We start from the raw sequence: 21629 nt of genomic DNA, 5'->3' as shown, positions 1-21629 counted from the left end.
ACCGCTTTGCTGGAACTGCAGGGCATATCCCGGTCGGTCGGGGGGAAGGTGCATATCCATCCCACCAACCTGACCTTGCAAAAAGGCAGCATGAATGTGCTGCTCGGCCCGACACTGGCTGGCAAGACCAGCCTGATGCGGCTGATGGCCGGGCTGGACCAGCCGACGACCGGTCGCATCCTTTGGGATGGCAGCGACGTCACCGGCCAGCGGGTTCAGGATCGTGGCGTCGCCATGGTCTATCAGCAATTCATCAACTATCCCGGCCTGACGGTCTATGAAAACATCGCCTCGCCGCTGCGCATTCTTGGCCGGCCCCGGGACGAGATTGACCGCAAGGTCCGCGAAACTGCCGATATGCTGCATCTGACGCCGATGCTCGGGCGTAAGCCGCTTGAGCTGTCGGGCGGCCAGCAGCAGCGTTGCGCATTGGCGCGGGCGCTGGTCAAGGGCGCGGGGCTTGTCCTGCTGGATGAGCCGCTGGCGAACCTTGACTACAAACTGCGCGAAGAATTGCGGGTCGAGATTCCGCGTATCTTTGAGGCGTCGGGCGCGATCTTTGTCTATGCGACCACCGAGCCCGAAGAGGCGCTGTTGCTGGGCGGCAATACCGCCACGCTATGGCAGGGGCGGATAACGCAATTCGGGCCGACGCCGATTGTCTATCGCCAGCCGGTCGATGCGACCACGGCGCGGGTCTTCAGCGATCCGCCAATGAATTTCGTCGCTGCGCGCAAGCAAGATGGGGCTGTGACCTTGGGTGATAGTCAACTGCCGGCGGGCAGTTTCTCTGACCTGCCCGATGGCGCCTGTCTTGCGGGTTTTCGCGCCAACCACCTGTCGCTGACCCGTCCCGGCCCCGCCGCGGTCGAGTTCACCTGTACTCTGGCCGCGACCGAGATTACCGGCTCTGAGACCTTTGTTCATGTCGAGCATGGCGCTGATCGCTGGGTGGGTCTGGTCGAGGGGGTGCATCTTTTGACGCCCGGCCAGCCGCTTTCGGTCTGGCTGGATCCGGCGCATGTCTATCTGTTTGACGCGTCCGAGCGGCTGGTGGTGCCTGCCGCCTATGCGCTGGCGGGATGAGGGGATCATGGCACAGATCACGCTAAAGAACCTTGCCCACAGCTATCTGCCTAATCCTCAGTCCGAGGCGGATTATGCGCTGAAAGAGATGGATCACGTCTGGCAGGACGGCGGCGCCTATGCGCTGCTCGGGTCCTCGGGCTGTGGCAAGACCACGCTTTTGAACATCATCTCGGGCCTGCTGACGCCCAGCCACGGGCGGGTGCTGTTTGGCGACCGCGATGTGACCGACGCGACGACGGCCGAGCGCAATATCGCTCAGGTGTTCCAGTTCCCGGTCGTCTATGACACGATGAACGTGCGCGATAACCTTGCCTTTCCGCTAAAGAACCGGGGCAAGGATGCGGCCTATATCAAGGCACGGGTGGACCAGATCGCCCGCATGATCGGCATGGAGGCCTGGCTGGACCGCAAGGCACAGGGCCTGACCGCCGATGCCAAGCAAAAGATCAGCCTTGGCCGGGGCATGGTTCGTGAGGACGTGAACGCGATCCTTTTTGACGAACCGCTGACCGTCATCGACCCGCATATGAAATGGGAGCTGCGTACCCAGCTCAAGGAGCTGCACCGCCAGTTCGGTCATACGATGATCTATGTCACCCACGATCAGACCGAAGCACTGACCTTTGCCCAGAAGGTCGTGGTCATGTACGAAGGCCGCGTTGTGCAGATGGGCACCCCCGAAGAACTGTTCGAACGTCCGGCACATACCTTTGTCGGCTATTTTATCGGCTCTCCGGGTATGAATTTCCTTGAGGCCGATGTTCAGGGCGACCGTGCCCTGTTGCCTGGGGGCGAGACGGTGACGCTGGGGGCGCATTATGGGCCCGTGGCAGGTCGGGTTCAGATAGGCATTCGTCCCGAACATGCGACGCTGGTTGCAAGCGGCGGGCTGTCGCTGACCATCCGGCGGATCGAAGATGTCGGGCGCCACCGCCTTGTCCGGGGCGAGGTGATGGGCCGCCCGCTTAACGTTGTCATGCCCGAAGGGATGCCGGTCGAAGGGCTGCCACAGGTCGCCTTCGCCCCGCAAAAAATCAACGTCTATGCTGATGACTGGCGCGTGGTGCCGCAGGAAGAAGGGGCGGCCTGATGGAAAAGACCCAAAACAACAAGGCGTGGTTTCTGGTCCTGCCGGTGCTGGTCATCGTCGCCTTTTCGGCGGTGATCCCGCTGATGACGGTGGTGAATTATTCGGTTAACGACACTTTCGGTAATAATGAGTTCTTCTGGGCCGGGCTCGAATGGTTTGACGAGATGGTCCACAGTTCGCGCCTGCATGAGGCGCTGGGGCGGCAGACGCTGTTCTCGGCCATCATTCTGGCGATCGAGGTGCCGCTGGGGATCTTCGTGGCGCTGAACATGCCCAAAAAGGGCTTCTGGGCCAGCCTTGTCCTCGTGCTGATGGCGTTGCCGCTGCTTATTCCGTTTAACGTCGTGGGGACGATCTGGCAGATTTTCGGGCGCACCGATATCGGCCTGCTCGGTCGCGGGCTCAAGGCGCTGGGGCTTGACTATAACTACACCAGCGATCCGTTGGACGCATGGATCACTGTGATTGTCATGGACGTCTGGCACTGGACCAGCCTGGTTGCGCTGCTGTGTTATGCCGGCCTGCAATCCATCCCGCAGGCCTATTATCAGGCGGCGCGGATTGATCAGGCCAGCCGCTGGGCGGTGTTTCGCTATATCGAACTGCCCAAGATGAAGGGGGTGCTGCTGATCGCTGTGCTTTTGCGCTTCATGGACAGTTTCATGATCTATACCGAGCCCTTTGTCGTAACCGGCGGCGGGCCGGGCAACTCGACGACCTTCCTGTCGATTGATCTGGTCAAAATGGCGGTCGGACAGTTCGACCTTGGCCCCGCTGCTGCCTTCTCGATCATGTATTTCCTTGTGATCTTGCTTGTCAGCTGGGTGTTCTACACCGTGATGACCAATCTGGACCGCAGCCAGACCGACATTCCGGAGGCCATGTGATGCGCATCAAGACCCCGACCGTGGTGATGGTTCTGTATCTGCTGTTCCTGATGCTGCCGATCTACTGGCTGGTAAACATGAGCCTGAAGACCAATGCCGAGATCACCGGCACCTTCAGCCTTTATCCGCATGAGCTGACCTTGCGCAATTACCGGGTAATCCTGACGGATCCCAGCTGGTACATGGGTTATGTCAACTCGATCATCTATGTGGTGATGAATACGGTGATTTCCGTCGCTGTGGCGCTGCCCGCGGCCTATGCTTTCAGCCGCTACAGCTTTATGGGTGACAAGCATCTGTTCTTTTGGCTGCTGACCAACCGCATGTCGCCGCCGGCGGTCTTTGCGTTGCCCTTTTTCCAGCTTTATTCCTCGGTAGGGCTGTTTGACACCCATATCGCGGTCGCCCTGGCGCACTGCCTTTTCAACGTGCCGCTGGCAGTCTGGATCCTGGAAGGTTTCATGCGTGGCGTGCCCAAAGAGATCGACGAGACCGCCTATATCGACGGCTACAGCTTTCCGCGCTTTTTCGTGCGCATCTTTATGCCGCTGATCGCCAGTGGCATCGGGGTCGCGGCTTTCTTCTGCTTCATGTTCAGCTGGGTCGAGCTGCTTTTGTCGCGCACCCTGACCTCAGTGAATGCCAAACCCATTGCCGCGACGATGACGCGCACCGTCTCGGCCTCGGGGATGGATTGGGGGGTGCTGGCGGCTGCCGGGGTTCTGACCATCATTCCCGGCGCGCTGGTGATCTGGTTTGTCCGCAACTACATCGCCAAGGGCTTTGCCCTGGGGAGGGTATGATGTCGAACGCTGCGATTGCGACGCACAAGCCCCGGGGCTGGGGCGCGATCTATACCCTTGCTGCTGTTATTCTGGTCGCTGCCCTTGCCTTTCTGGTCTGGGCAACGCCGGTCAGGGATGGTGCCAAGGATTGGTTTGCCCCGATGGTCCCCGGCGGATGGATGGCCTGGACCTTTCCGGTTGCGCTGTTTTTCTGGGTGATTGCCAGCCTTTTGGTTCTGTTCACCATCCTTGCCATCCGTTTCCCCGAGACACCGCGCCGCGGCATTCTGCGTATCGAGACGACGCGTGGGGACCGGTTGTTCATCTCGCTTCTTGGTTCGGCCTTCATCTGTCTGGGCTGGCTGTTTTTTGCCGGCTCGCCGTTATGGTGGGGGCTCGTCATTTGCCTGGCCTATGCCGCAGCGGTGTTTCGCTGGGTTTGACCGGGCTGGAACAGGGCTCCGGGGCGGCTGCGGCTGGCCCGGGGCGCGATAGGTTCAACGTCTCATTCCATAGGGAGGAAAACATGAGACCGATGCAAAGAACCACGGCCATGGCGCTTGCGCTCATGGTTCTGGGGATGCCCGCATGGGCGGATATGGAGGCCGCGAAGAAATTCCTGGATTCCGAGATCAGCGATCTCTCTTCGCTTTCTCGCGAGGATCAGGAAAAAGAGATGCAATGGTTCATCGACGCCGCCAAACCTCTGGCGGGGATGGAGATCAAGGTCGTCTCGGAAACCATTGCCACCCATGAATATGAGGCCAAGGTTCTGGCCCCGGCCTTTACGGCCATCACCGGTATCAAGGTCACCCATGATCTGATCGGCGAAGGCGACGTCGTTGAAAAGCTGCAAACGCAGATGCAGACCGGCGAGAATATCTATGACGCCTATGTCAACGACAGTGACCTGATCGGCACCCATTGGCGCTATCAGCAGGCCCGCAGCCTGACCAAATGGATGGCTGAAGAGGGGAAGGACTTTACCAGTCCTACGCTTGACCTTGATGACTTCCTTGGCATCAAGTTTACCACTGCCCCGGACGGAGAGCTGTATCAGCTGCCCGATCAGCAGTTCGCCAACCTTTACTGGTTCCGCTACGACTGGTTCAACGATCAAAAAACCAAGGACGATTTCAAGGCCAGATACGGCTATGATCTGGGTGTCCCGGTGAACTGGTCGGCCTATGAAGACATTGCCGAATTCTTCACCGGTCGTGACATGTCCTATATCGAGGGCGGCCCCACCAAAGCCTGGGGCAACATGGACTACGGCAAGAAAGACCCCTCGCTTGGCTGGCGCTATACCGACGCCTGGATGTCGATGGCCGGTATGGGCGACAAGGGCGACCCGAACGGGCTGCCGGTAGACGAATGGGGTATCCGCGTTGACGAGAACTCGCGTCCCGTCGGTTCTTGCGTGGCGCGCGGCGGTGCAACCAACGACGCGGCGGCGGTCTATGCAGTGACCAAGGCCATCGACTGGCTGAACAAATATACCCCGCCCGAGGCGATGGGCATGACCTTTGGCGAGGCAGGCCCGGTCCCGGCGCGCGGCGATATCGCCCAGCAGATGTTCTGGTACACGGCCTTTACCGCCGATATGGTCAAGCCCGGCACCCCGGTCGTGAACGAGGACGGCACGCCGAAATGGCGCATGGCCCCCAGCCCGCATGGCGCCTATTGGTCCGAAGGGACCAAGATCGGCTATCAGGATGTGGGCTCATGGACGCTGATGAAATCGACCCCGGTGGATCGTGCGCAGGCCGCATGGCTTTACGCGCAATTCGTGACCTCCAAGACTGTCGATGTGAAAAAATCCCATGTCGGGCTGACCTTCATTCGTGAATCGACGGTGCAGGACAAGTCCTTTACCGAGCGGGCGCCGAAACTTGGCGGTCTGGTCGAATTCTATCGCTCACCTGCCCGGGTGCAGTGGTCGCCGACCGGCACGAACATTCCCGATTATCCCAAGCTTGCCCAGCTGTGGTGGCAGAACATCGGCGATGCGCTGTCGGGTGCCAAGACCCCGCAAGAGGCGCTTGATGCGCTGTGCGCCGAGCAAGAAAAAGTGCTGGCCCGGCTTGAGCGTTCGGGCGTGCAGGGCGATCTGGGTCCGAAACTGAATGAGGAAAAAGACCCGCAGGAATGGCTGGACGCCGAAGGCGCCCCCGTTGGCCCGATCGAGAACGAAAAGCCGCAGGGCGAGACGATCTCGTATGACGAACTGATCAAGTCCTGGCAGTAATGCCAATTGCCGGGGGGCGGGGCAGGGCCTTGCCCCCCGGTCTTCGATCCCGCCATGGTCGGGAAATCTGATAACCGAGGCACCGGATTAGGCCATGTCGCATATTCTTTCGATTGACCAGGGCACGACTTCGTCGCGCGCTATCGTTTTTGGGCCCGGCTTGCGGGCGATTGCCAGCGCGCAGCGCGAATTTACCCAGCACTACCCCTCGTCCGGGTGGGTCGAACATGACGCGTCGGATCTGTGGGTGACCGTTGCTGGCGTGGCGCGCGAGGCAGTCGAAAAGGCCGGGCTGCATGCCAGCGACATTGCCGCCATCGGCATCACCAATCAGCGTGAGACGACGGTTTTGTGGGACCGCAGGACCGGCCAGCCCCTGCATCGCGCCATCGTCTGGCAGGACCGCCGCACGGCCGGGATGTGCGAGGCGCTAAAGGCGCAGGGCCATGAAAAGATGATCTCTGCCCGCACCGGTCTGCTGCTTGACCCCTATTTCTCGGGCACCAAGCTGAAATGGCTGCTCGACACGATCGACGGCGCGCGTGAGCGTGCGCGGCGGGGCGAGCTGTGTTTTGGCACTGTCGACAGCTGGCTGATCTGGAACCTGACCGGGGGTAGGGTTCATGCAACCGACGCGACCAACGCGGCCCGGACCCTGCTTTACAACCTCGCCGAGAACCGCTGGGATGATGAGATCTGCGCGCTTCTCGACATCCCGATGCAGGTTTTGCCCGAGGTGCGTGACTGTGCCGACGATTACGGCGTGACCCGCGCGGATCTGTTCGGTCGCGAAATCCCGATCCTTGGCGTTGCGGGTGACCAGCAGGCCGCGACTGTTGGTCAGGCGTGTTTCGCACCGGGAATGATGAAATCGACCTATGGCACGGGTTGCTTTGCGCTGCTGAACACCGGGGCCGAATGTGTTGTCTCGCAAAACCGGCTGCTGACCACCATCGCCTATCGGCTGAAGGGGCAGACAAGCTATGCGCTGGAGGGCTCGATCTTTATCGCCGGTGCAGTGGTGCAATGGCTGCGCGACGGGCTGGGGATCATTCGCCATGCCTCGGAAACCCAAGGGCTGGCTGAAAAGGCAGACCGGGGACAGGAACTGGTTTTGGTCCCGGCCTTCACCGGGCTTGGCGCGCCCTATTGGCGGCCTGACTGCCGCGGCGCGATCTATGGGCTGACGCGCAACTCGGGTCCAGCTGAACTGGTGCGGGCGGCGCTGGAAAGCGTCGGCTTCCAGACCCGCGATTTGTGGGAGGCGATGCGGGCCGACTGGCCTGGCGCGGCCCAGGGCGTGCTGCGCGTCGATGGCGGAATGGCGGTCAGTGACTGGACCATGCAGTTTCTGGCCGATCTTCTGGGCGCGCCGGTTGATCGTCCGGTGGTGACCGAGACGACGGCCCTTGGTGCGGGCTATCTTGCCGGGCTTCAGGCGGGGCTGTGCCCCGAACCTGACGAGTTCGCCCGCGATTGGGCGCTTGATCGCCGCTTTGATCCCGACATGGCTGAGGATGAGCGTGAAGGGCGTTACCGGCGCTGGAAAAAGGCCGTCGAGGCCACGATGAGCCTTGCCGACTGACGCCTGCTCAGTCGCGCGGAATGGTGTCGAGGGGCTGGAACAGCAGTCCCTCGGGCCCATGGGTCAGATGCGCGGTGATGCCAAAAATACGGGCAAGGTTTTCGGCAGTCAGCACCGTCTCGGGTGGTCCGTCTGCGGCGATACGGCCCTGACCCAGCAGGATGAGCCGGGTGCAATGCCGCGCTGCAAGCCCCAGATCGTGAAGCGAGGCCAGCACGCCCCGTCCCTGATCGGCAAGGTGACGAAATAGCCTCATCACCTCGATTTGTGCGGCGGGGTCCAACCCGGCAATGGGTTCGTCCGCGATCAGCAATGGCGTCTCTTGTGCCAGCGCACGGGCGATCAGGGTCCGGGCCTGCTCACCCCCCGACAGTTCAGTCGCCCGGCGGTGGCGCAAAGGTTCCAGATGCAGCGCCGCGATGGCGCGTTCGATGGCGGCCCGGTCGTCTAATCCAGCAGCACGGGGATGGGCGATGCGGCCAAGCGCGACCAGCGCCTCGACCGGCATCGGCCACGCGATCTGTCGTCCCTGAGGCATATAGGCGGCAGCGCGGGCGCGTTCATGAACCGGCAGCGCTGCGAGTGAGGAATGCCCTTGCACAGGTATCAGCCCCAGCGCCGCACGCAAAAGCGTGGTCTTGCCCACGCCATTCGGACCAAGCAGGCCGACGAACTCGCCAGCGCCAATGCGCAGGTCTATCCCGTCCAGCACCACCCGTCCGGCGCGGCGAAAGGAAAGGGCGCGCAGTTCCAGCATGTCACAACCCCTCGCGCCGGGTTTTCAGGATCAGGTGCAGAAAGAATGGCGCTCCGACCAGCGCCGTCAGCACCCCAAGCTTAAGGTCACGACCGGGTGCGATCACCCGCACCGCGATATCGGCGGCAAGCACGACCGCCGCGCCGCCAAGGGCCGATGCGGGGACCAGCCGCGCCGGGCTTGCATCAACTGCGCGGCGCAGCACATGCGGCACCACCAGCCCGACAAAGCCGACAGAGCCGGCGACGGCGGTTGCGCCCCCGATCAGCGCGGCGATGCCGGCGATCAGCATCAGCCGCAACCGGCCCATATGTACCCCTACCGAGGCGGCCGCGTCCTCGCCCAGCGTCAACGCCTCAAGCGCGCGCCGTGTGGGCCACAGGGCCGCAAACCCCAGCGCCATCAGCGGTGCCGCGATCCAGACATGCAGCATTGAGCGATCAGCGAGCGAGCCGAGCATCCAGAACACGATCTCATTGGCGGCAAAGGGATTGGGCGACAGGTTCAGCACCAGCGAGGTGCAGGCCCCGGCCAAAGCCGAAATGGCGATCCCGGCAAGGATCAGTGCCAGCGCCCCGCCACGCGGCCCGGCCAGCATCAGGACCAGCACCACCGACAAGGCAGCCCCGGCCAATGCCGCAACGGGCAGGGCCAGCGCCCATGCCGCCGACAGCCCGGTGTGGATCGCCAGCACCGCGCCAAGAGAGGCAGAGGCGCTGGTGCCGATCAGCCCCGGCTCGGCCAGAGGGTTGCGCAGGAAACCCTGCATCACCGCCCCTGACATGCCAAGCGCGGCGCCGACAAACAGTCCCAGAATGGCCCGGGGCAGGCGCAATTCGCGCATGATCAGCACCAGCATTTCATCGCCCCGGCCAAATAGCGCGGCAAGGCTTTGGCCAGCGCCCATTGCGGCCGGTCCGGTCAGCAGCGAGGCCAGAAACAGCACTGCGACCAGCGCAACCAGACCCGCGATGGTCAGCGAATAGCGGCTTTGAGTCATGGCCCCTCCTGCAAGGCGAGGCGTGCCTCGCGCATCTGGGCGACGGCGCGCAGGATATAGGGCGTCCCGCAGACCCAGTCGGGGTCTGACATGACCACCGTCGACTTGTCCTGACCAAGCGCCTTCAGCGCGGGATGCTCAAGCAGCTCTTGCCCACGGGCGGCCCCGGGATAACGCCGCCCCTCGACCAGCAGGTCGGGGTCCGCGATCAGTAGCCGCTCAAGCGCCAGTATCCCGCCCGCAGGCAGACCGAGTTCATCAGCAATATTGTCAAAACCGGCCAGCGCGATGATCTGCCCGGCAAGGCTGTTGTGGCCCGAACTGTAGCCGTTCACCGCATATAGCGCCGCGCGTGGGCGCGGGCCCGGGGCGGGATCGGACAGTAACGACAGATCCGCGTCGAAACGCGCGATCAGGCGCTGTGCCTCGGCATCGCGGCCCAGCACCTTGCCCATGCGCAGGATATTGGCGCGGATGCCGGCAAGGTCGTTTTCAACCGGAAAGACCTCGACCGGGATGTTCAGGCGCTGCAACAGCCGGATCGTCTCGGGCGAGGACCAGGCCCCGGCCACCACCAGATCGGGCTGCATGAGATAGATTTCCTCGGTCAGACCGTGATTGGCGGGCAGAGGAGCAGCCTCTTTCGCCATGGCCGACGAGCTGGGGTCCGCTGCTAGGGCCGAGACCGAGACGAGCTGCCCTGGCGCAGCCAGCATCAGCGCCAGCTGGTCGGTGCAAAGATTCATCGACAGGACCCGACGCGGTGGCTGTGCCGCCGCGTGCTGGGCCAGGCCGACGATCATGCCAAGGATCAGCCCCAGCCGTGCTACCATTGCGCCGTCAGCCCCACATAGGCCGTGCGGCCCTGACCGTAATATCCCCAAGCCTCTGAGTAATCTTCGTCAAAGAGATTCACCACCCGTCCGGTCAGGCGCAGATTGTCGGTCAGATCATATTGCGCAGCAAGGTTCACGGTCACAAAGTCGGGCAGCTTGGTCGTGGCGGGAATTGCGGGCCATACGGTGTTGAACCATTCCTGCCCATAATTGTCCGCAACATAGCGCAGATCGGCGGTAACCGAGCCTCGACCCTGTGCAAAATCGGCCGTGGCGCGCAGACCCAGCTGATGGCGCGGCTGACGGGGAACCGGCTTTCCGTCCTCGGTCCGGGCGTCCATATAGGTATAGGTTGCGCCCAGACGCAGCCAGTCGGTGGCATCATAGTCGAGCTCAAGCTCGAATCCCTTGCGGGTGCTGGTGCCAGAGATGTTTTGTGAGGTGGTGCCAGCGCCGGTGATCATATCCTCGACCTTGCTGGTAAAAAGTGTCGCGCCCAGATTTGCCCGCCCCTCGGCAAAGGTCCAGTCCACGCCCAGTTCATAGCTGTGGCTGGTCTCGGGGCGTAGGTCCGGATTGCCCCGATAGGTGCCTGAGGTATAGCCATAAAGTTCAAACATGGTCGGGTTGACGGTTGCCTTGCCCGCTGCTGCGCGCAGCCTCAAGTCGCGGTCGGGCAGGGCCCAGGCGCCGGCGATGCTCCAGGTGGTGGCATCGCGGAAAACGTCGTTGAAACTGCGGCGTAGCCCGGCTTGAATGCCAAGGCCGTTGTCGAACTGGCCCTGATATTCCAGCGCCACCGATTTGCTGTCGCGCTCGTAACGGTTCGCCCCGTAAGCGTTCGAAGTTTCGTAAGTCTCGCGCTTTGCTTGCAGCGCCACGCTTAGTTTTTGCTGTGCATCGCGGACATGGCCGCCGTCCAGTGCCCAACTGCCGGTATATTTGATATCCCGCAGCCGCGAGGCATCGTCGTAATCCGGGACACCTGCGTTGAAATGATCTGCCGTCTGGTTCGAGCCGGACAGAACGAAGCGGTGCAGAAACCGCCCCTCCAGCGCCTCTGCCTCTAACCAGAGCGAACCATAGGTTTCGTTGCGTTTGGCGGTAAAGGGCGTATCAATCACATAATCATCGGGAGAGTCTACGGCGGTCCAGCTCGTCCCGTCATAGCCATATTCCTGCCAGCGGCGGCGCAGGGTAAAGCCCGCGCTTATCCCATCGGTCAATTCGTACGAGCCGGTCAGGCCCAGTGTGTCGTGGTCGTTGAAGTCGGTATCCCCGCCCGGGGTGCGGGATGTATCCTCGCCATCGCTGCGCCGTGACACCGCCGACAGGCTGATGCCGCCGCGCTCACCCCGCGCCTGCACATAGGCACTGGCCGTGCGGGTCCCGAGCCCGCCGACCTCGACCGTTCCGCCATAATGAAGGCCGGGGGTGCGGGCCTGGCGGGTGGTGATCGAGATCACGCCCGATGCGGCATTGGCGCCGTGGATGGTCGATTGTGGCCCGCGCAGCACCTCGATGCGCTCGATATCCTCGGCAAGCATTCCGCTGAAGGTATAATCCCCGCTACCGGGAGAGTTGGCCTCGACCCCGTCGATCAGCACCAAGACATGGTTGGTCTCACCGCCGCGAATACGGATACTGGTCAGCGACTCTCCGGTCGAGGTGACAGACAGGCCGGGGACGGTGCGCAGCGCGTCCTGAACAGTGGTGACGCGGCGCTGTTGCAGATCTTCGGCGGTCAGGACGGTATAGGCGCGGCCATAGGCGCTTTCGACGACCGGAGAGAGGCCGCCCGACAATACGACCTGATCAAGGATCACGGTTTCGGGGACCTCCTCGGCGCTCACGATCACAGGCAGCAGCGCGGCGGTAATGGCGATAAGGGAAACGGTGGTTCTGAACATTCCGACCTGGCCTTTCCAGTGCGGGTCACTGACCCGCGAATTGCAGAATATCCCGTAAAGGCTCTGGGCAGAGCCTGCGGGATGGTGAATGTCACCTCTGCGGGATGGCCGCTTTCCTGGCGCACCCCGCGCCGGAAATGGGTGATCGCTGCGGCAGGTCTCCTGGCTTGCGGATCATTGCTCGGGCCGGCCTTCCCGGGTTTTATCCCAGTGGCATCATCGACCATCGCTCTCCGCATACAGTTGCGGGGGCAGCCCCGGACTTGCCCCGGTCCTTCGCGGACCATAAGGCGTACCGGCGTTCCCTTTTCATCCGGCTGAAGCGCCGGAACCGTAGCGGCTTTGCATTGCCGCACAGCAGCATCAGCTGTCAAGCGCCATCGCGGCAACAGCCCCTGGCGGTATGCTGCCCCTGCGTTCAGGGCGCAACGGCATGATCCGTGATCCCCGCCTTGTGCCCGCCGCCGATCTGTATGAGACAGGGGGCATCCGCGTCAGGAGGTCAGGGATGAACGCATTGAAACGGATCGGCATCGACACCTACATGCTGCTCTTGCTTGGCATGGTGTTGCTGGGCTTGTTCCTGCCTGCGCGCGGCATGGCGGCGGATCTGCTGTCAGGGGCGACCTTCTGGGCTGTAACGCTGCTCTTCTTTCTGTACGGAGCGCGGTTGGATCCGGCATCGGTCAAGGCAGGGCTGCTGAACCTGCGCCTGCAGGGACTGACCTTTGCCGCGACCTATGTGCTGTTTCCGTTGCTCGGGCTCGGGCTGGCGGCACTGTTTGGCCAGGTGCTGGGGCCTGAACTGACCATGGGCCTGATGTTTCTTGCCGTGCTGCCCTCGACGGTACAAAGCTCGATCGCCTTCACCTCGATTGCCAATGGCAATGTGCCGGCGGCGATCTGCGCGGCTTCTCTGTCGAACCTTGTAGGCGTGGTGCTGACCCCGCTGCTCGTCACCCATCTTCTGCATCAGGAAGGCGGAGGCGCAAGCCTCGACGCGATCCAGAAAGTCGCGGTCCAGATCCTGCTGCCTTTTGCTATAGGGCAACTTACCCGCCGCTGGATCGGAGGTTTTGTTCGGCGTCACCGGTTACTGACCATGGTGGTCGACCGGGGCTCGATCCTGCTGATCGTCTATTCAGCCTTTGGCGCAGGAACGGTCGCGGGGATCTGGTCGGCGATCCCCGCTCCGGGGCTGATCCTGTGTTTTCTGGTCACGGCGCTGCTTTTGGCGCTGGCCATGGGGATCATGGCGGGTGCGGGACGGCTCTTCCGCCTACCACCCCAAGATCAGGCCGTGCTGTTCTTTTGTGGTTCGACCAAAAGCCTGGCAAGCGGGTTGCCCATCGCCACGGCAATCTTTCCGGCAGCAGCGGTGGGGGCTACCGTGCTGCCGGTGATGATCTATCACATGACGCAACTGCTCGTCTGCTCGGCCATCGCGCAAAGACGGGCGCACGGATAGGGCCGGGATCAGAAATCCCAGTCCTCATCCTCAGTGGCGACAGCCTTGCCGATCACATAGCTTGACCCCGATCCGCTAAAGAAATCATGGTTTTCGCTATCGGGCGACAGGGCGGCAAGGATCGCCGGGTTCACCTCACAGGCCTGGGGCGGGAACAGAGCCTCATAGCCAAGGTTTTGTAACGCCTTGTTGGCATTGTAATGCAGGAAGGCTTTGACATCCTCGGTCAGACCGATGCCGTCATAAAGCTCGGCGGTATATTTCGCCTCGATGTCATACAGGTCGAACATCAGCGAAAAGGCGAAATCCTTAAGCGCGGCGCGCTCACCCTCGTCCAGCCGTTCAAGACCGCGCTGATATTTGTAACCGATGTAATAGCCATGCACGGCCTCGTCGCGGATGATCAGCCGGATCAGGTCGGCGGTATTGGTCAGCTTGGCGCGGCTTGACCAATACATCGGCAGGTAAAAGCCGGAATAGAACAGAAAGCTCTCCAGAAAGACACTGGCGATCTTGCGCTTCAGTGGCGAGGAACCGGCCTGGTACTCATCGACCACCAGCCGCGCCTTTTGCTGCAGATGCGGGTTTTCCTCAGCCCAGCGAAAGGCTGCATCCACCTCTGGCGTCAGGCAGAGCGTCGAAAAGATCGAAGAATAGCTGCGCGCGTGTACCGCCTCCATGAAAGAGATATTCGACAGCACCGCCTCTTCATGGGGGGTCAGGGCGTCGGGCATCATCGCCGGCGCGCCGACCGAGTTCTGGATCGTGTCCAGAAGCGTCAGCCCGGTAAAGACGCGAATGGTCAGTTCGCGCTCTTCGGGCCGCAGCGTTGCCCAGCTTTGCACGTCGTTTGACAGCGGCACTTTTTCAGGCAGCCAGAAATTCACCGTAAGACGGTTCCAGACCTCCAGATCCTTCTCGTCCTCCAGCCGGTTCCAGTTGATCGCCCGCAAAGGCAGGCGCGGCGCTTGGTCCTTCATCCGAAGAGCCTTTCTTTCGTGTACAAATATCCTCGGGGGTGCGGGGGCAGACAGCCCCCGCTCAGAGCGTGCAAGAAACACAGCCCTGCACTTCGGTACCTTCCAATGCGGTCTGACGCAGGCGGATATAGTAGATCGTCTTGATCCCTTTTTTCCACGCGTAGATCTGGGCGCGGTTGATATCGCGCGTCGTCGCCTCGGCAGGAAAGAACAAAGTCAGGGACAGGCCCTGGTCGACATGTTCGGTCGCCGCCGCATAGGTGTCTATGATCGCTTCGGGCCCGATTTCATAGGCATCGCGGTAATAGTCCAGATTTTCGTTCGTCATGTAGGGCGCGGGGTAATAGACCCGGCCGATCTTGCCTTCCTTGCGGATCTCGATCTTGGCGACGATGGGGTGGATCGAACTCGTCGAGTTGTTGATATAGCTGATCGAGCCCGTCGGCGGTACCGCCTGCAGGTTGCGATTGTAAAGGCCGTGGGCCATCACATCGTCTTTCAGCCTGGCCCAGTCCTCGCGCCGCGGCAGGGGGATGTTCTGGAACAGGCGTTCGACCTCGGGCGTCGTCGGCAGCCAGTCGCGGCTCAGGTATTTGTCAAAGAACGAGCCGTCGGCATATTTTGATTTCTCGAATCCGGCAAAGCTGCGACCCTTTTCCTGCGCCAGCAGGTTCGACGCACGGATCGCGTGATAGGCGATGGCGGCAAAATAGACACTGGTGAACTCGACCCCTTCCGGGCTGCCATAATGGATGTGTTCGCGTGCGAGATAGCCGTGCAGGTTCATCTGGCCAAGGCCGACGGCATGGGCTTCGTCATTGCCGCGCCGGATCGAGGGCACGGCATTGATCGCCGACATCTCTGACACTGCGGTCAGGGCCCGGATCGCTGCCTCGACGGTTGCGCCGAAATCCGGCCCGTCCATGGTCGCCGCGATATTGAGCGAGCCGAGGTTGCAGGAAATATCCGTGCCCAGATGACTGTAGCTAAGGTCCTCATTATATTCCGAGGCCTCATTAACCTGCAAAATCTCGCTGCACAGGTTCGACATGCTGATGCGGCCCGCGACGGGGTTGGCGCGGTTCACCGTGTCTTCGAACATGATGTAGGGATAGCCGCTTTCGAACTGAATCTCGGCCAGGGTCTGGAAAAAGGCCCGGGCGTTGATCTTTTTCTTGCGGATGCGTTTGTCGTCCACCATCTCGGCATATTTCTCGGACACCGGGATTTCCGAGAAGGGCACGCCATAGACCCGCTCAACGTCATGGGGCGAAAACAGGTACATGTCCTGATTACGCTTGGCGAGCTCAAAGGTCACATCTGGGATAACGACGCCAAGGCTCAGCGTCTTGATGCGGATCTTTTCGTCTGCGTTCTCGCGCTTGGTGTCCAGAAAGCGCATGATATCGGGGTGATGGGCGTGCAGATAGACCGCACCTGCACCCTGACGCGCGCCCAGCTGATTGGCATAGCTGAAGCTGTCCTCAAGCAGCTTCATCACCGGCACGACGCCAGAGGACTGGTTTTCGATCCCCTTGATCGGAGCACCCGACTCGCGCAGGTTCGTCAGCATCAGTGCGACCCCGCCGCCGCGCTTGCTGAGCTGCAGCGCCGAATTGATCGAGCGGCCGATCGATTCCATGTTGTCCTCGACCCGCAGCAGGAAGCACGAGATCAGCTCGCCCCGCGATTTTTTTCCGGCGTTAAGGAATGTCGGCGTTGCAGGCTGGAACCGGCCTGAAAGGATTTCCTCCATAAAGCGCATCGCCAGCACCTCATCGCCGCGCGCCAGTGCCAGCGCGACCATGACCACCCGGTCCTCGTAACGTTCCAGATAGCGCTGGCCGTCGCGGGTCTTCAGCGTGTAGCTGGTGTAGTATTTGAAGGCGCCAAGAAAGGTCGGAAAGCGGAATTTGCGGCGGAACGCGGCTTCCCAGATCCGGTGCAGGAACTCGCGCGGATACTGGTCAAGGACCTCGGCCTCGTAATAGCCCTCATCGACCAGATAGCCCAGCTTTTCGTCCAGAGAGTGAAAGAAGACGGTGTTCTGATTGACGTGCTGCAGGAAATACTGCCGCGCGGCCTTGCGGTCTGCGTCAAAGCGGATCTTTCCCTCGTCGTCATAGAGGTTCAGCATCGCGTTCAGCGCGTGATAGTCCAGTTCGGCCTTTACGCCATTGTCAAGCATTCCGTCCCCCAGAATTTCTTTAACCCCGCCCGGACGCGGGAAATGTCGATTTCGGTGCCGGCCAGTTCGAAACGGTAAAGAACCGGCACCTTGCATTTGTCAGAGATTACCCGGCCAGCCAGCGCATATGTCGCGCCGAAGTTGCGGTTGCCCGCAGCGATGACGCCGCGCAACAGCGCCCGGCGGCCGGGATCGTTGAGAAAGCGGATGACCTGTTTGGGTACCGCGCCGCGCCCCTCGCCATCGGCATAGGTCGGGCAGATCAGCACATAGGGGCGGGCAGGGGCCGGTATCTCGTCCTTGGGCGAAATCGGAATGCGCCCGGCAATCAGCCCAAGCTGGTCCACGAAACGCGCCGTGTTCCCCGAGCCTGATGAGAAATAGATCAGCCCGCCCATCGTGCTGGTCAGGACAGGCGGCCGATCATGTCCGGGCGGAATCCGGCCCAATGCGCATCACCAGCAATGACCACCGGGGCCTGACGATAGCCAAGAGAGGTCACAAGCTCCATTGCCGCCTCGTCCTCGGTCAGGTCGACCAGCTGATAGGCCAGGCCACGCGCGTCAAGCGCCCGGGTGGTGGCGGTGCATTGAACGCAGGCGGGTTTGGAATAAACGGTGATGGTCATGCCTCGGCTCCTTCAGTGTTGTCGGCAACAAGGGGCCGGGCCGATGGCGATGCCATCCGGTCCTGATCCAGCCCCGTGCCCGCCGCACGGTTACGTCATCTCGTGTCATGGCAGGTCTTCTGACTTGCGGGTCCCGGCTTGGCTGACCTTCCCGAAGCCAGGGCCTCAGTGGTGTTCCAGCGTCGCTCGCCGCTTACAGCTGCGGGGGCAGTGCCGGATTTTCACCGGCTTCCCTCTTCTTCGTCCGGCCGGGGCCGGATTCACCATGACCCCGTCAGTAAGCCATGAGAGTTTCGGGCCGTCAACTAGATATAGTGCAGGTTCCTAAGCTATCCACAGAGATGTAGTGTCCCTGTGGGTAATTGCCCGCATTCAGGATGTTAACGAAACCATTCTGTTCAAAAGCAAGAAACCGGGTTTTCCGGTGCCTGTCCTGGCCCATACCGACCCTGCAACAAGCATGGGAGAGGCAGAATGCTGCTCAAGGACAAGACTATTATTATCACCGGAGCCTCTAGTGGAATCGGCGCCGCCGCAGCGCAGATATTCGCGGCCGAGGGCGCGCGGCTGGTGATCTCGGCCCGGCGCGAAGACCGGCTTACCGATCTTGCTGCCCGAATCGATCAAGGTGCGGGTCGCATCGCGGTACTGGCGGGCGATGTTACGGCGCCGGGCCATGCCGAGGCGCTGGTCACGCTGGCGCAGGACCGGTTTGGCGGGCTTGATGGGGCTTTCAACAATGCCGGTCAGACCGGCTCGGGCGCCCGGGTGCATGAGATCGCTGATGCGGAATGGCAGCAACTGATTGCCACCAACCTGACTGCTGCATTTATGGCCGCGCGGGCGCAGGTCCCGGCGCTGTTGGCGCGGGGCGGGGGCGCACTGGTGTTTACCGGCAGTTTCATCGGCCATACTGCGGTACTGCCGGGCATGGGCAGCTATGCTGCGGCCAAGGCCGGGTTGATCGGATTGGTGCAGGCGCTGGCGGTGGATTATGGCCCGCAACGCATCCGCGCCAATGCCCTGCTGCCCGGTGGCACGCTGACCGAGATGGCAGGAGATGCCGCGACCAACCCCGAAACCGGAGGTTTCATCTCGGGCCTGCATGCCCTGAAGCGTATGGCTGAGCCCGCAGAGATCGCACGGGCGGCGCTGTTTCTGCTGTCTGACCATGCAAGCTTTATCACCGGCTCTGCAATGCTGGCCGATGGTGGCAATTCAATCTGTAAGGTCTAGCCCTTGAGGCTGCGCCACAGGCTCAGCGCCAGATCGGACAGATCGCCTAGCCGGGCAAGCACATGCTCACGCTCAAGCGCCGGGGCGTTCTCGGCGCGGTCGAGCCGTCTTAGCAAGCGCATCACCCGGCGCCTGTGGATGCCGGTCCACAACTGAACAGGATCGGCGATCAACCCGGCAAAGGTGGTTATGACCGAGGCCAGCATGGCCAGACCGATTCCGGTCAGTACCAGCTTTGCCGTCGACAGCTCGGCCGGAAAGGCCCAGTACCACATGCGGCCGGCCCAGCTTCCCAGTGCGAAATCCCGCACTGCCTGTGCCTGCGCCTGCAGATGCGCGATCGGCCCGGCAAGCGAGATGACCCCCGGTGTCGGGCGATGAAAAAGCACCAGCCCCGCAACCAGAACGATGAGCGATGTTGATATCTCAGCGACGGCGTTGCGGGTCTCGGCATAATCGGCCACTGCGCGGGCGATGCTTTCGGGCGGGGCCTTGGGGGCCAGATCCTTATCTGCAAGGTCGTCGATGAAATACGCAAGATCGGCCCGGATCTGCCGGGCAACATCGGATTTCAGGAATATCTGCCGCCCGGCCAGCCAGTCTGCTGCCTGCAACAGCCTTAACCGCCGCAGGATTGGTGCACCCAGCCGCACCAGCAGGAACAGTGGCGATAGCATGACGTTCACCGGCGCGCGCAACAGGTCCAGTCCAAGCGCATGGCAATGCAGCGCCAAGGTGCCGCGCAAGCCGTAGCGGTCGCGGACAAAACGGCGAACCTCTGTTTCGCGCCGGGTCATCGGGCGGGTGTCGGCGGGCTGCAACATGGCCCATATCTAGGGGCGGGCGCTGCTGCGCTCAATCCTCATGTCAGCGCAACCAACCCCAGCCCGAGCGCCGAGATGAACAGCCAGGCCACTGCGCCCAGCAACAGGGGTCGTATGCCTTTGGCGCGCAGCTTGCGCAGATCAGTCTCCAGCCCCATCGCGGCAAGTGCCATGGTCAGCAGAAAGGCGGTCAGGCCTGCGACTTCGGCATGCAGCGCCTCGGGAAGGGGCAGGGCGCTGTTCAGCACCACCACAGCTATAAATCCTAATACGAACCACGGCGTCGGGGCTTTGCCCGTGCCCTTGGCTCCCCGCCGACGGGCAAGCGCACCCAGCGTCAGGATCAGGGGGGCGAGCATGATGACGCGGCTAAGCTTGGCGACTGTGGCGGCCTGCCCGGCCTCGGCCCCGTGCTGGAAACCTGCGCCGACGACTTGTGCTACCTCATGGATGGTCGCCCCGACCCAGATGCCGTACGAGGTCGGCCCCATCGCCATCATCCCGCCAAGGATCGGCATCGCCAGCATCGACAGCGAGCCAAAAACCGTCACGCAGGCGATGGCATAGGCGACGTCCTCGTCCGTCCCACGCGTCACCGTATTGGTGGCGATTACCGCAGATGCACCGCAGACCGAGGTGCCGGCGGCGATCAGTTCGGCCAGCCGTGCCTCGACCCCCAACACGCGGCCCACCCAGCGGGTAAACACGAAAGTCACGGCCAGTGTCACGGCAATCACGGTAAGACCTGGCAGGCCGACAGCGCGCAGCTGCTCAAGCGTCAGTTGAAAGCCCAGCAGGACGATAGCCAGACGCAGGATACGGCGCAGCGAAAAACCGATCCCGGCGCGGGCAGCCTCGGGGGTGCCGGTCAGGTTCCCAATCGCCATTCCCAGCACCATCGCCACCACCAGAGGGCTAAGCGCCGCGATGCCCGACAGCTGCTGCACCGCTGTTGCGGCGACCGCGATCGCAAAGGTCAGTCCCAGCCCCGGCAAGACAGGGAATCGCCAGCCAGCAGCGGTGATCTGGTTTTGCGAACGCTGATCTGTCGAGGACATGTTCGTACCTTTCTATCTTTAAGGCGGAACATGGTCCCTGACTGCTGTTCAATCTATCGCATTATATTTGCCATATTGTTCGATAATTCTTATTAATCAAGCATGACCCTTGAGCAGCTTCGTATCTTTCTGGCCGTGGCCGAACGTCAGCATGTCACCCGTGCTGCCGAGGCGCTGAACTTGACGCAGTCAGCGGTCAGCGCAGCGATTTCGGCGCTTGAGGCCCGGCATGGTGTACGCTTTTTTGACCGGATCGGGCGGCGGATCGTGCTGACTGACACCGGCGCCGCCTTTATGACCGAGGCCCGCGCGGTGCTGGACCGGGCCGAGACCGCCGAGATGGTGCTGGAGGATCTGGCGCGTGAGCCGCGCGGCCGGTTGCGGGTGCACTCCAGCCAGACCGTGGCGAGCTATTGGCTGCCGCCGCGGCTGGTCGCGCTGCGCGAGATGCATCCGGGGATCGAGCTGCGCCTGACGGTCAGCAATACCACTCAGGTCGCTGATGCGGTGCAAGAGGGGGGCGCTGATCTGGGTCTGGTCGAAGGCGCGGTCAGTCACGGCGATCTGCATCGGCAGGTGGTGGCACGAGATCGGCTGGTCCTGATTATGGCCGCCACCCATCCCTGGGCCGGGCGCGAGACGGTGCCGGTGGCCGAGCTTACCACGCAAAGCTGGATTTTGCGCGAACCGGGATCAGGTACACGATCCGAGTTCGAGGTCTGGCTGACTGAGCAGGGCCTGTCTGTTGCGGCGCTGCCGGTGGCGCTGGAGTTACCCTCGAACGAGGCAGTGCTGAGCGCGGTTGCCTCCAGCCGATGCCTTGCGGCACTGTCTCAGCGGGCGGTGGCACGACCGGAGGCATCGGGCTGGATCATTACCCAGCCGCTGACGGGGGCCGAGAGGCCATTTGCGTTGTTAACCAATCCGCGGCGCTATCGCACCCGTGCAGTGCAGGCGTTGATTGATATTCTGACGGATGAGGGTTTCGTGACCGGGCTGCCCTGAGGCTGGCCTTTCCGACATAAAAGGGCCTGCGCCATCGGGAGGGAGGGCGCAGGCC

General features: G+C 62.2%; 20 protein-coding genes and 2 riboswitches. Of the genes, 10 read left to right on the top strand and 10 right to left on the bottom strand.

All coding sequences use genetic code 11. The features are described 5' to 3' along the window. The first annotated feature begins 6 nt into the window (after window positions 1–6). From PARACOCCUSGL_RS0111230 to glpK, 7 genes are all read left to right on the top strand, one after another. Window positions 7–1086, top strand: a complete 1080-nt coding sequence (locus PARACOCCUSGL_RS0111230) for an ABC transporter ATP-binding protein (protein ID WP_010396466.1) — start codon at window positions 7–9, stop codon at window positions 1084–1086. A gap of 7 nt (window positions 1087–1093) precedes the next feature. Next, complete coding sequence (locus PARACOCCUSGL_RS0111225) at window positions 1094–2179, top strand: ABC transporter ATP-binding protein (RefSeq protein WP_029372082.1); 1086 nt, start codon at window positions 1094–1096, stop codon at window positions 2177–2179. Next, window positions 2179–3066: a carbohydrate ABC transporter permease gene (locus tag PARACOCCUSGL_RS0111220; protein WP_010396463.1), complete on the top strand. Its 888-nt coding sequence runs from the start codon at window positions 2179–2181 to the stop codon at window positions 3064–3066. Before PARACOCCUSGL_RS0111225 ends, PARACOCCUSGL_RS0111220 begins: the two co-directional genes overlap by 1 nt. Further along, window positions 3066–3869, top strand: a complete 804-nt coding sequence (locus PARACOCCUSGL_RS0111215; RefSeq protein ID WP_010396460.1) for a carbohydrate ABC transporter permease — start codon at window positions 3066–3068, stop codon at window positions 3867–3869. Before PARACOCCUSGL_RS0111220 ends, PARACOCCUSGL_RS0111215 begins: the two co-directional genes overlap by 1 nt. Then, window positions 3869–4294, top strand: coding sequence for a DUF2160 domain-containing protein (locus tag PARACOCCUSGL_RS0111210; RefSeq protein WP_010396457.1), 426 nt, complete (start codon window positions 3869–3871; stop codon window positions 4292–4294). The genes PARACOCCUSGL_RS0111215 and PARACOCCUSGL_RS0111210 overlap by 1 nt, the downstream gene beginning before the upstream one ends. Before the next feature lie 83 nt (window positions 4295–4377). Further along, window positions 4378–6099 carry an ABC transporter substrate-binding protein gene (locus PARACOCCUSGL_RS0111205; RefSeq protein ID WP_029372080.1) on the top strand — a complete coding sequence of 574 codons (1722 nt, stop codon included), beginning with the start codon at window positions 4378–4380 and terminating at the stop codon, window positions 6097–6099. Window positions 6100–6193: 94 nt separating this feature from the next. Continuing rightward, a complete protein-coding gene (gene glpK, locus PARACOCCUSGL_RS0111200; RefSeq protein ID WP_010396452.1) occupies window positions 6194–7684 on the top strand; it encodes a glycerol kinase GlpK in 1491 nt (496 codons plus the stop codon). Between the two features lie 7 nt (window positions 7685–7691). Here glpK and PARACOCCUSGL_RS0111195 read toward each other — a convergent pair whose 3' ends face one another. Genes PARACOCCUSGL_RS0111195 through PARACOCCUSGL_RS0111180 form a run of 4 tightly spaced genes read right to left on the bottom strand, consistent with a single transcriptional unit; the run spans window position 7692 to window position 12187 of the window. After that, on the bottom strand, window positions 7692–8441 hold the full coding sequence (locus PARACOCCUSGL_RS0111195; protein ID WP_010396449.1) for an ABC transporter ATP-binding protein: 750 nt from the start codon (window positions 8439–8441) through the stop codon (window positions 7692–7694). Between the two features lies 1 nt (window position 8442). After that, the gene (locus PARACOCCUSGL_RS0111190) at window positions 8443–9441 is read right to left on the bottom strand and encodes an iron ABC transporter permease (RefSeq protein ID WP_010396448.1); all 999 of its coding nucleotides are present in this window, start codon (window positions 9439–9441) and stop codon (window positions 8443–8445) included. Continuing rightward, on the bottom strand, window positions 9438–10274 hold the full coding sequence (locus tag PARACOCCUSGL_RS0111185) for an ABC transporter substrate-binding protein (protein WP_010396445.1): 837 nt from the start codon (window positions 10272–10274) through the stop codon (window positions 9438–9440). The genes PARACOCCUSGL_RS0111190 and PARACOCCUSGL_RS0111185 overlap by 4 nt, the downstream gene beginning before the upstream one ends. Further along, a complete protein-coding gene (locus PARACOCCUSGL_RS0111180; RefSeq protein ID WP_010396444.1) occupies window positions 10268–12187 on the bottom strand; it encodes a TonB-dependent siderophore receptor in 1920 nt (639 codons plus the stop codon). Before PARACOCCUSGL_RS0111180 ends, PARACOCCUSGL_RS0111185 begins: the two co-directional genes overlap by 7 nt. Window positions 12188–12321: 134 nt before the next feature. Continuing rightward, a riboswitch (cobalamin riboswitch) is annotated at window positions 12322–12538 on the bottom strand. A 157-nt stretch (window positions 12539–12695) separates the two neighbouring features. Here PARACOCCUSGL_RS0111180 and PARACOCCUSGL_RS0111175 point away from each other — a divergent pair. Continuing rightward, window positions 12696–13655 carry a bile acid:sodium symporter family protein gene (locus tag PARACOCCUSGL_RS0111175; protein WP_029372075.1) on the top strand — a complete coding sequence of 320 codons (960 nt, stop codon included), beginning with the start codon at window positions 12696–12698 and terminating at the stop codon, window positions 13653–13655. 8 nt (window positions 13656–13663) lie between these two features. Here the strand turns inward: PARACOCCUSGL_RS0111175 and nrdF are convergent, their stop codons facing one another. The 4 genes from nrdF to nrdH all read right to left on the bottom strand — a co-directional run bounded on the left by nrdF (window position 13664) and on the right by nrdH (window position 17451). Beyond that, a complete protein-coding gene (gene nrdF, locus PARACOCCUSGL_RS0111170) occupies window positions 13664–14635 on the bottom strand; it encodes a class 1b ribonucleoside-diphosphate reductase subunit beta (RefSeq protein ID WP_010396440.1) in 972 nt (323 codons plus the stop codon). A gap of 61 nt (window positions 14636–14696) precedes the next feature. After that, the gene (nrdE, locus tag PARACOCCUSGL_RS0111165) at window positions 14697–16823 is read right to left on the bottom strand and encodes a class 1b ribonucleoside-diphosphate reductase subunit alpha (RefSeq protein ID WP_029372073.1); all 2127 of its coding nucleotides are present in this window, start codon (window positions 16821–16823) and stop codon (window positions 14697–14699) included. Then, window positions 16805–17221: a class Ib ribonucleoside-diphosphate reductase assembly flavoprotein NrdI gene (gene nrdI, locus PARACOCCUSGL_RS0111160; protein ID WP_010396435.1), complete on the bottom strand. Its 417-nt coding sequence runs from the start codon at window positions 17219–17221 to the stop codon at window positions 16805–16807. The genes nrdE and nrdI overlap by 19 nt, the downstream gene beginning before the upstream one ends. A gap of 8 nt (window positions 17222–17229) precedes the next feature. Beyond that, window positions 17230–17451: a glutaredoxin-like protein NrdH gene (nrdH, locus tag PARACOCCUSGL_RS0111155; protein ID WP_010396433.1), complete on the bottom strand. Its 222-nt coding sequence runs from the start codon at window positions 17449–17451 to the stop codon at window positions 17230–17232. A gap of 91 nt (window positions 17452–17542) precedes the next feature. After that, a riboswitch (cobalamin riboswitch) is annotated at window positions 17543–17734 on the bottom strand. A gap of 191 nt (window positions 17735–17925) precedes the next feature. Here nrdH and PARACOCCUSGL_RS0111150 point away from each other — a divergent pair. After that, window positions 17926–18687, top strand: a complete 762-nt coding sequence (locus PARACOCCUSGL_RS0111150) for an SDR family oxidoreductase (protein WP_010396431.1) — start codon at window positions 17926–17928, stop codon at window positions 18685–18687. Here the strand turns inward: PARACOCCUSGL_RS0111150 and PARACOCCUSGL_RS0111145 are convergent. Both PARACOCCUSGL_RS0111145 and PARACOCCUSGL_RS0111140 read right to left on the bottom strand, forming a co-directional pair. Continuing rightward, window positions 18684–19511: a DUF6635 family protein gene (locus tag PARACOCCUSGL_RS0111145; protein ID WP_010396428.1), complete on the bottom strand. Its 828-nt coding sequence runs from the start codon at window positions 19509–19511 to the stop codon at window positions 18684–18686. The two genes, PARACOCCUSGL_RS0111150 and PARACOCCUSGL_RS0111145, sit on opposite strands and share 4 nt — an antisense overlap. A gap of 38 nt (window positions 19512–19549) precedes the next feature. Further along, window positions 19550–20569, bottom strand: a complete 1020-nt coding sequence (locus PARACOCCUSGL_RS0111140; protein ID WP_010396426.1) for a YeiH family protein — start codon at window positions 20567–20569, stop codon at window positions 19550–19552. A 102-nt stretch (window positions 20570–20671) separates the two neighbouring features. Between PARACOCCUSGL_RS0111140 and PARACOCCUSGL_RS0111135 the strand changes: the two genes are divergently transcribed. Next, complete coding sequence (locus tag PARACOCCUSGL_RS0111135; RefSeq protein ID WP_010396425.1) at window positions 20672–21574, top strand: LysR family transcriptional regulator; 903 nt, start codon at window positions 20672–20674, stop codon at window positions 21572–21574. The last annotated feature ends 55 nt before the right edge of the window (window positions 21575–21629 follow it).

The sequence above is a fragment of the Paracoccus sp. TRP genome (genome assembly GCF_000185925.1).
GTDB classification, from domain to species: Bacteria; Pseudomonadota; Alphaproteobacteria; order Rhodobacterales; family Rhodobacteraceae; genus Paracoccus; species Paracoccus kondratievae.
The sequence above is the reverse complement of the archived record's forward strand: the minus strand, read 5'-3'. Positions and strand labels throughout refer to the sequence as shown.

Coding starts and splice junctions, on each gene's coding strand:
- nrdE (WP_029372073.1), bottom strand. CDS start 16,823: ATGCTTGACAATGGCGTAAAGGCCGAACTGGACTATCACGCGCTGAAC.
- nrdI (WP_010396435.1), bottom strand. CDS start 17,221: ATGGGCGGGCTGATCTATTTCTCATCAGGCTCGGGGAACACGGCGCGT.
- nrdH (WP_010396433.1), bottom strand. CDS start 17,451: ATGACCATCACCGTTTATTCCAAACCCGCCTGCGTTCAATGCACCGCC.
- PARACOCCUSGL_RS0111150 (WP_010396431.1), top strand. CDS start 17,926: ATGCTGCTCAAGGACAAGACTATTATTATCACCGGAGCCTCTAGTGGA.
- nrdF (WP_010396440.1), bottom strand. CDS start 14,635: ATGAAGGACCAAGCGCCGCGCCTGCCTTTGCGGGCGATCAACTGGAAC.
- PARACOCCUSGL_RS0111175 (WP_029372075.1), top strand. CDS start 12,696: ATGAACGCATTGAAACGGATCGGCATCGACACCTACATGCTGCTCTTG.
- PARACOCCUSGL_RS0111220 (WP_010396463.1), top strand. CDS start 2,179: ATGGAAAAGACCCAAAACAACAAGGCGTGGTTTCTGGTCCTGCCGGTG.
- glpK (WP_010396452.1), top strand. CDS start 6,194: ATGTCGCATATTCTTTCGATTGACCAGGGCACGACTTCGTCGCGCGCT.
- PARACOCCUSGL_RS0111210 (WP_010396457.1), top strand. CDS start 3,869: ATGTCGAACGCTGCGATTGCGACGCACAAGCCCCGGGGCTGGGGCGCG.
- PARACOCCUSGL_RS0111135 (WP_010396425.1), top strand. CDS start 20,672: ATGACCCTTGAGCAGCTTCGTATCTTTCTGGCCGTGGCCGAACGTCAG.
- PARACOCCUSGL_RS0111190 (WP_010396448.1), bottom strand. CDS start 9,441: ATGACTCAAAGCCGCTATTCGCTGACCATCGCGGGTCTGGTTGCGCTG.
- PARACOCCUSGL_RS0111185 (WP_010396445.1), bottom strand. CDS start 10,274: ATGGTAGCACGGCTGGGGCTGATCCTTGGCATGATCGTCGGCCTGGCC.
- PARACOCCUSGL_RS0111140 (WP_010396426.1), bottom strand. CDS start 20,569: ATGTCCTCGACAGATCAGCGTTCGCAAAACCAGATCACCGCTGCTGGC.
- PARACOCCUSGL_RS0111195 (WP_010396449.1), bottom strand. CDS start 8,441: ATGCTGGAACTGCGCGCCCTTTCCTTTCGCCGCGCCGGACGGGTGGTG.
- PARACOCCUSGL_RS0111180 (WP_010396444.1), bottom strand. CDS start 12,187: ATGTTCAGAACCACCGTTTCCCTTATCGCCATTACCGCCGCGCTGCTG.
- PARACOCCUSGL_RS0111145 (WP_010396428.1), bottom strand. CDS start 19,511: ATGTTGCAGCCCGCCGACACCCGCCCGATGACCCGGCGCGAAACAGAG.
- PARACOCCUSGL_RS0111225 (WP_029372082.1), top strand. CDS start 1,094: ATGGCACAGATCACGCTAAAGAACCTTGCCCACAGCTATCTGCCTAAT.
- PARACOCCUSGL_RS0111205 (WP_029372080.1), top strand. CDS start 4,378: ATGAGACCGATGCAAAGAACCACGGCCATGGCGCTTGCGCTCATGGTT.
- PARACOCCUSGL_RS0111215 (WP_010396460.1), top strand. CDS start 3,066: ATGCGCATCAAGACCCCGACCGTGGTGATGGTTCTGTATCTGCTGTTC.